This window comes from Marinilabilia sp., assembly GCF_016278715.1.
Taxonomy (GTDB): Bacteria; Bacteroidota; Bacteroidia; order Bacteroidales; family Marinilabiliaceae; genus Marinilabilia.
Genome location: NZ_JADQBH010000077.1, coordinates 1 through 8,014, shown reverse-complemented (window position 1 = coordinate 8,014; position 8,014 = coordinate 1). Strand labels below are relative to the sequence as shown.

Genomic DNA, 8,014 nt, shown 5'->3' with positions numbered 1-8,014 from the left:
TTCGAACAAAGTAGTCCTGAATTCGGCAACTTCCGAACCGGTCAGAAGCGCCTTCATAGGTTGACTGTTGTGAACAAAACCGTTCTGAATCTCCAGAAAGCAATCGGAGTAAATTTTATCTGCCGGCTGTGAACTTGTTCCGGAGGAAAAGAGCAACGAAAAAAAGATTGCCAAAAATAATGTTATTGTTCTATTTGATTTCATGAAAATAATCTTAGATAAAGTTATGGCCCTAGCTTGTGGTTACTCAAAGTTATTCAAAAATTCAGAAAATTAAGTACTTTATTCGGAAATAATTTTTTGTTGTGTTAATAAAAGAACCTATTTGACTTCTCAGAACTGCTTGTTACCAAATTTTACGTATTGGATTTGGTAAAGTTTCATTTTCCCATGCTATGGATTAAGGGATTGTGCGGAAATAACTTCGTTAAATCTGTCAATTTTTTTTATTACAAACCCTAAGCAAGGAAAAAACGCACAATAACAAAATCAAAAGATCACTAATAGAACACAGGGCTCCCGGGCTGAAGCGGAACAAAGTCCCTGAAATTTTTTAAAGATTCGCCGCTGGTACGAAAACTGAATGGCAGTTCTCCCTCCGGCACCCGGGGCATAATAGACAACCTAATCTGTAAAGTGTTAAAAACAAGGTTGTCGTTGCGTATGCGAAGTCCTCCTCCAAAACTGAAATAGGGGGTGCTCCGGAACAGAGAAGGACTGTCTGATTCCTGAAGAAAAGCGGTGTCGAAAAAGGTAAAAAAGGCAAACTTAAATCCAAGTGGCTCCATTCTCGTAAAGAATACCTGTTCTGTTTTTAAAACGACTTTTTCAGAACCCCGGATAGTGTTTTTGTAGTCGAACCGGTGAAGCCCGTTAACATCTTCATCGATGGATAGGTATTCGCCTTCTTTTCGTTTCAGTCCGGTAATATATTGCAATTCAAAAAAGCTTCTCATTTTGCTGTTGCCCACATTCATTAGTGGGGTGATGTATTCACCCGAGAGCTTTAGAAAACCCTGACTCAATGCGTTTGAACTGAAGTAGGAACCGATGTCTCCGCTTAAAAAAAGATACCCTCTGGAGGGAATAAGGGCTCGTCCCGTGCTGTAGTGAATGGCTGCAAAATGACGTCTGATGTCTGGTCCCTGGTGGTAGCCATAGGAGAAGCTTGTGAGCATTCCGTGAGGAACGTCTTCCGTGCGCCCAAAAGAGTAAATTAAATTGTTTTTGTAATAGCCGCGGCGGGAGAAGGCCAGTCCTCCGAAATAAAATCTTCCTTCAGAAAACATACCTGAGGGCGAAGGTTCTTCGAACAAATTAATGTCGAGATAACGGCCCAGAATGTATATGTTGGAACGAAGCGGATTGTCCGGGTTGTTTAATAAAAATGAACGCCCGATGTAGAAGTTTTGTCGCAGATAATTTAGCGGAGGCTCCCACGGGATAGCTGGATATTCTCTGATTTTGGGATTAATGAATGAACGGTTTACAGATATTTCGCCGGCATATTTTATCTCTGGTAGGACAAAGTCTTTTTTTAGATTTCCGTGAATCAGTTCCAGATTTTCAATATTTGAATAATCGATTTCGAAATTCAAATATTTTCCCAAAACATTTTCTGCTCCAAAAGTTTCTCTAAAGCCCCATGTGGCAACGTCGATGGTAGGAGTAACCAGGGTGTGTGACAAGGAAAAACCCCGGCCAAATAAATTTTTATTTATCAGGGTAAAGGAAGGATTCTGGTCTGTTAATCCAAGCGAAAAGGCGTGAGGGTATCTGTCCTGTACATAAATGCTCACATTTACTGATCCTGGAATGTAGGGATGAGGCCATACAACAATCCTTACGTCATTAATAAAGGAGAAAGAACGTAATAAGCGCTCACTGTCTGTTAAATCTGTGCTTGATAATATTTGTCCTTCCTCAAAAGTGATGGTTTTTATTATGAGACCCGTAGCGGTTTCAAATCTCAATTTATTGCCCACCCGGGTAAGCCATGTGTCTGCAATAGAGACGGTATCATCTACCGTAGCACCAAAGGGTTGGACGTGTCGGATATCGATGTTTTTGATTTCACGACCGTCGTAGAGGGAGGTAGGATCTGTTGTTGATTCGTTGTTTATTATTCCGGAGTCGTTGATACTGCTTTTTACCATCCATTCATGGAGTTTTCGGCTAAACAGATTTCGGTCGGAGTAGTCTTTCAATATATCTTCGATTGTTTTACCCTGTAAGGGCTGCTCCCGGTTGTTGGGTTGCACAAATTGGATAGTGGTATCATTGCGAATAATTACAGTGGTGTCGGGGTTTTGAGCATGAAGACTCACTCCGGAAAGAAACGAAATGATTAAGATGAACTTATATAAAAAAAGGTACTTGAACCTTCCTCTGAAATTGTGGAATTTAGTGTGAATATTTGAGACTTTATAAAATATCATTATTGTTTAGTTTGAGAAATAGAGCTGGTTTTGGGGTGCACTAAAATAAGTATTTTTTTATTAGTTTTTTCCATTGTTTGCTGATTTGAGTTTACTAAATAAGGTTAATGGAGCTGAAGTTATGACACACGAGATAATGTTTTTTATGTCAGTTTGACAGCACGTTGTATGTGGCAGGATGCTTGAAGTAATTTTTTGAAAACGATTGAGTTTTAAACAAACAATAATATAAAAAAATTGAAATATATGAATTTGAATCAATTTACCATAAAGGCTCAAGAGGCCATTCAACAGGGCTTTCAAATTGCCGGAGGATATCAGCATCAGGCTATCGAAAACGGGCATTTGCTGAAGGGAGTATTGGAAGTTGAAGAGAATGTTTCCCGATTTTTGTTTAACAAGATGGGGGTAGGGCAGATATTGCCTGTTTTGAACAAGATGATTGAGTCGTACCCAAAAGTGAGTGGAGGTGAGCCTTATCTTAGCCGGGATGCCAATGAGAGTCTTCAAAAAGCCGTTAACTTTTCCAAAGAAATGAGTGACCAGTTTGCCAGCGTTGAACATTTGCTGATGGGAATCTTTAAAGGTGGCGATTCGGTTTCCAAGATGTTGAAAGATGCGGGAATGACAGAAAAAGGACTGAAACAGGCCATTGAGGAACTCCGGAAAGGCAGCAAAGTAGATAGCCAGTCGGCAGAAGATTCTTTCAATGCTTTGGGGCGTTTTGCCATCGATCTCAACGAACAGGCACGGACAGGGAAGTTGGACCCGGTTATTGGGCGGGATGAAGAGATTCGGCGCATTCTGCAGATTCTTTCACGAAGAACCAAAAACAATCCTATCCTGATTGGTGAGCCGGGGGTGGGAAAAACTGCCATCGCAGAAGGATTGGCCCATCGGATTATCAATGGTGATGTGCCTGAGAATCTGAAGAGTAAGCGGATTTTTTCACTCGATATGGGCGCTCTGATTGCCGGAGCCAAATACAAGGGTGAATTTGAAGAGCGTTTGAAAGCCGTGGTGAAAGAGGTCGTTAACAGCAATGGCGAAATTGTGCTTTTTATCGATGAGATACATACCCTGGTGGGGGCTGGTAAAAGTGAAGGGGCTATGGATGCTGCCAATATTCTTAAGCCTGCCCTGGCACGTGGAGAGTTGAGAGCCATTGGTGCAACCACGCTTGGGGAGTATCAAAAGTATTTTGAGAAAGACAAAGCACTGGAGCGCCGCTTCCAGGTTGTAATGGTAGATGAGCCTGATCTGACTTCGGCTATCTCTATTTTGCGTGGATTGAAAGAACGTTATGAGACTCACCATAAAGTTAGAATCAGAGACGAGGCCATTATTTCAGCCGTTGAGTTGTCTAAACGTTACATTACCGACCGGTTTTTGCCCGATAAAGCTATTGACCTGATTGATGAAGCTGCATCCAAGCTCCGTCTGGAGATGAATTCTGTTCCTGAGGAGATTGATGAAATTGAACGAAGAATCAAACAGCTGGAGATTGAACGGGAAGCCATTCGCCGGGAAGGAGATAAGAAAAAAGTGAATGAACTGAGTGAGGAAATATCAAATCTAAAAGAAGAACGCAACGGACTTCGCGCCCGTTGGGAAGAGGAAAAAGGCATTGTTGAGCTAATTCAAAAAAACAAAGAGGCCATTGAGCAATATAAGTTTGAAGCCGACCGCGCTGAACGGGAAGGTTTGTACGAGAAAGTGGCTGAATTGCGTTACGGGAGAATAAAAGAGGCCAATGAAACCATCGGAAAACTACAGGTGCAACTGGCAGAACAACAGTCGGATAGTGCCATGATTAAAGAGGAGGTAGATGCAGAAGATGTGGCACAAATTGTGAGTCGGTGGACTGGTATTCCGGTAACGCGTATGCTTCAGAGCGAACGTCAGAAATTATTAAAACTGGAAGATGAGTTGCACAAACGGGTTATTGGCCAGGATGAAGCCATTGCTGCAGTTGCAGATGCAGTGCGCAGGAGCCGGGCCGGACTGCAGGACGTTCGTCGTCCCATTGGGTCTTTCATTTTTCTGGGAACTACCGGTGTGGGTAAAACAGAATTGGCACGTGCACTGGCGGAGTTTCTTTTCGATGATGAGGATTTGATGACGCGCATTGACATGTCCGAGTATCAGGAGCGTCACTCCGTTTCCAGATTGATTGGGGCACCTCCGGGATATGTGGGATATGATGAAGGTGGTCAGCTAACCGAGGCCGTCAGGCGTAAACCTTATTCGGTGATATTGCTTGATGAAATTGAAAAAGCGCACCCTGATGTATTTAATATTTTGCTTCAGGTCCTGGACGATGGAAGATTGACCGACAATAAGGGGCGTCATGCCGATTTTAAAAATACCATTATAATTATGACCTCAAATGTGGGGTCTCATCTGATTCAAAAGAATTTTGAAGAAGCCGGCGCGTCCGAATTCTCTGACGCCATAGCAGAAAAAACCCGTCAGGAGGTAATGGCATTACTGAAGCAAACTATCCGGCCTGAGTTTTTGAACAGGATTGATGACATCATCACTTTTTCTCCCCTGACAAAAGAGGAGATTCGGGAAATCGTCAAGTTGCAGTTTGAGCAGATTGCCAGATTACTGAAAACCCAGGATGTAGCTATTGAAATGAGTGAAGCGGCCATTGACCACCTGGCCGAGGTAGGCTTTGATCCCCTGTTTGGTGCCAGGCCTATTAAAAGGGCCCTGCAGCGGTATGTCCTGAATGATTTGTCAAAGAAACTGCTGGCTGATGAGGTGAATAAAGAGCAACCTATTATGGTTGATTTTGTGGAAGGAAAGCTGGTCTTTAGAAATTAATCTGGAAGTTATACAAAAACCAAAAAAGTCCATGTGGAAGGGTTCCGCATGGACTTTTTTATGGATACTCAAACATCCAACAAAAAGTGATGTTAAGTAGGTGCTGGATATTATTGTTTCGGGAATGCTATTCGAAGTCAAAAACCTGATCCAGTTTCATGAGTGTCAAAAGATCCATGACCTCCTTAGCAATATTGGTCAGGTAAAAGTCTCCATTGTTTTGTCGCGCCGTTTTTAAAGCGGAGATGAGAACTCCGATTCCGGTACTGTCAATAAATTTTATGTTTTGAAGATTTAATGTAAAATGAGTTCCCTGATCATGTAAATTCATATTGAGTTGTTCCTTAACACCTGCCGCGATGGTTGCATTCAAACGGTCAGTGTCCACAAGCGTTCCTACAATTCTATTGTTTTCCCGGGTAACTTTGAGTAGTGTATCCATTATTCCTTAATTTCAGTTTCTAGTTCAGTTTCTGCTTTTTTTAAGACTGTTTTGAATTTGTCTATAATAGCGGCCATTTTTTGGGGTGTGTTGTTTTCTTTGACCCAGTTCTGGCGCTCTTCATCGTATCCTTTAAGGTTCTTTTCCAGGGTTCTTGCCTCTTTTACCTCTTTTTCTGTGGCTTCGGGTTTATTATTTACCGTTTGTACAAAAAATGCCTTGGCAATCAGCTCCAGATTTTTTAAATCCGTGTTTCCTAACTCCTCCATGCCCATGGATAAAACAGACGATTTTGCTTTATGAGCAATGGCGGCTACATTCCGCCAGTCCTCTTCTTCAAAACTTTTATCCAGTCCTTCAGTAAATTCAGGAATCTGTTCCAGAAATATGGTAATCAGTTCTCTAATGATGCTTTTGTCGTCGCCTGCAATGCTCTGGAGATACGACAGATTGATGAATTCGTGTTGATTGGACATATCCTGTAATTTTCTTTTTCTTTGATATTTGAATTGTACAAATCTAATAAAAATGACATCACCAACGAAATGATACCGAATATTGTATTGTCATCTAACCATCAATATTAACCTCGTCGAACTTCGTTTCACAAATTATCTATTCCGATATCCAAACAATCTGCAAAATATAAAACGTCCTCAATGAAATGAATTTGAAAATAATTAATTATTTCCTACCTCTATTTTATCTGCGGGTGATTGTAGTTCTTGATTTTTAAACGTCTCATAACGATAATTCATGAATAATACTGGCTAAAATGGAAGCCGGTTTTCTTGTTTAGGTAAATTTACAAATAATTGTCATTCTTTTAACCACTTTTTTTAGTTTAAATTTGTGGTTAGAGAGGACTTTTATTCTAAAAAAAAGGTTCCATCTAATTTTTTCTACTCTGTTAAATCAACTTTTTATGTTATGCAAAAAACGGTTTTAAACGATATTCATCAGAAATTAGGAGCAAAAATGGTTTCGTTTGCCGGATTCGATATGCCGGTGGAGTATTCGGGAATCAATACGGAACATCTTGCCGTGAGACAGGCTGCCGGTATCTTTGATGTTTCCCACATGGGCGAATTCTGGGTGAAAGGGCCCCACGCTCAAAAACTCATTCAGTATGTCACCAGCAATGATATATCTGCTCTGCCTGTGGGCAAAGCCCAGTATTCTTGTCTTCCCAATCACCAGGGTGGAATTGTGGACGACCTGATTGTTTATCATTATGAAGCGGAAAAATATATGCTGGTGGTGAATGCTTCCAATATAGAGAAAGACTGGAACTGGATAAATGAAAATAATTCTTTTGGTGCAGAACTGGAAAATGCAAGTGATAAAATCTCTTTGATTGCTGTGCAGGGACCAAAAGCGGCTGAAATTCTTCAAAAACTCACCAGTGTTGATCTCTCCGCTGTGTCTTATTATTCGTTTACTTGTGGAAAAGTGGCCAATGCTGAAAATGTGATTATCTCCAATACCGGATATACCGGTTCGGGAGGCTTTGAATTGTATGTTTTCAATAAGGAGGCACCTGATCTTTGGAATGTCGTGATGGAAGCCGGAAAAGAGTTTGGATTACAACCTGCCGGACTTGGAGCCAGAGACACGCTGCGGCTGGAGGCCGGGCTTGCTCTTTACGGAAATGATCTGGACGATTCTACATCACCGGTGGAGGCCGGACTTGGATGGATTACCAAATTGGTGGACGGGAATGATTTTATTTCCCGCGATTTGTTCGAAAAGCAAAAGACTGAAGGGGTGGAAAGACGACTGAAGGGTTTTGTTCTTCAGGAAAGAGGAATTCCCCGTCACGGATATGAAATTGTCGGTTCTGATGGTTATGTCATTGGGACTGTTACTTCCGGCACCATGTCGCCAATGCTGAAACAGGGCATCGGGATGGGCTATCTGAAAAAAGGTTTTTGGAAACCTGAAACCGAAATATTTATCCGAATCAGGAACAAAGATGTCAAAGCGAAAGTGGTTAAACTTCCCTTTGTTGATTTGTAATGAAGTTTTCGGAGAATCTCCGATAAAAGTAAATTAGTCAGTAGTAGGAATTCAAAGCACAGATACACCAAAGAAACTAACAAAATAATATAGGTTCAACCTTGTCCAAAATAAATATTTTCAAGTTCTTGCAATTCTTGCTTGAATCAATGTCGGGTGTAGCAATAATCATGAAATAAGTTTTTTGTCCCGAAATAGTTTTTTGTTTGCCTTGGGAAATCAAAACCTCACAAAACCATAATCGGGATCAGGGTTTAAGGGATGAAATCCATTTTTTAAAGAA

5 protein-coding genes are annotated in these 8,014 nt (G+C 41.2%); 2 read left to right on the top strand and 3 right to left on the bottom strand.

Features of this window, described 5'->3' with window-relative positions:
* Positions 1-500 precede the first annotated feature (500 nt).
* A complete protein-coding gene (locus QZZ43_RS05035; protein ID WP_291856833.1) occupies positions 501-2,438 on the bottom strand; it encodes a hypothetical protein in 1,938 nt (645 codons plus the stop codon).
* Positions 2,439-2,684: 246 nt separating this feature from the next.
* Here QZZ43_RS05035 and clpB point away from each other — a divergent pair, with 246 nt between their 5' ends.
* Entirely contained in the window at positions 2,685-5,270 is a 2,586-nt protein-coding gene (gene clpB / locus QZZ43_RS05030; protein ID WP_291856832.1) for an ATP-dependent chaperone ClpB, read from the top strand.
* Between the two features lie 127 nt (positions 5,271-5,397).
* Here clpB and QZZ43_RS05025 read toward each other — a convergent pair whose 3' ends face one another.
* Both QZZ43_RS05025 and QZZ43_RS05020 read right to left on the bottom strand, forming a co-directional pair.
* Positions 5,398-5,712 (bottom strand): STAS domain-containing protein, encoded by a 315-nt coding sequence (locus QZZ43_RS05025; protein WP_291856831.1) that lies wholly within the window; start codon positions 5,710-5,712, stop codon positions 5,398-5,400.
* On the bottom strand, positions 5,712-6,188 hold the full coding sequence (locus QZZ43_RS05020; RefSeq protein ID WP_291856830.1) for an Hpt domain-containing protein: 477 nt from the start codon (positions 6,186-6,188) through the stop codon (positions 5,712-5,714). The genes QZZ43_RS05025 and QZZ43_RS05020 overlap by 1 nt, the downstream gene beginning before the upstream one ends.
* 454 nt (positions 6,189-6,642) lie before the next feature.
* Here QZZ43_RS05020 and gcvT point away from each other — a divergent pair, with 454 nt between their 5' ends.
* Positions 6,643-7,731 carry a glycine cleavage system aminomethyltransferase GcvT gene (gene gcvT / locus QZZ43_RS05015; RefSeq protein ID WP_291856829.1) on the top strand — a complete coding sequence of 363 codons (1,089 nt, stop codon included), beginning with the start codon at positions 6,643-6,645 and terminating at the stop codon, positions 7,729-7,731.
* Positions 7,732-8,014 lie beyond the last annotated feature (283 nt).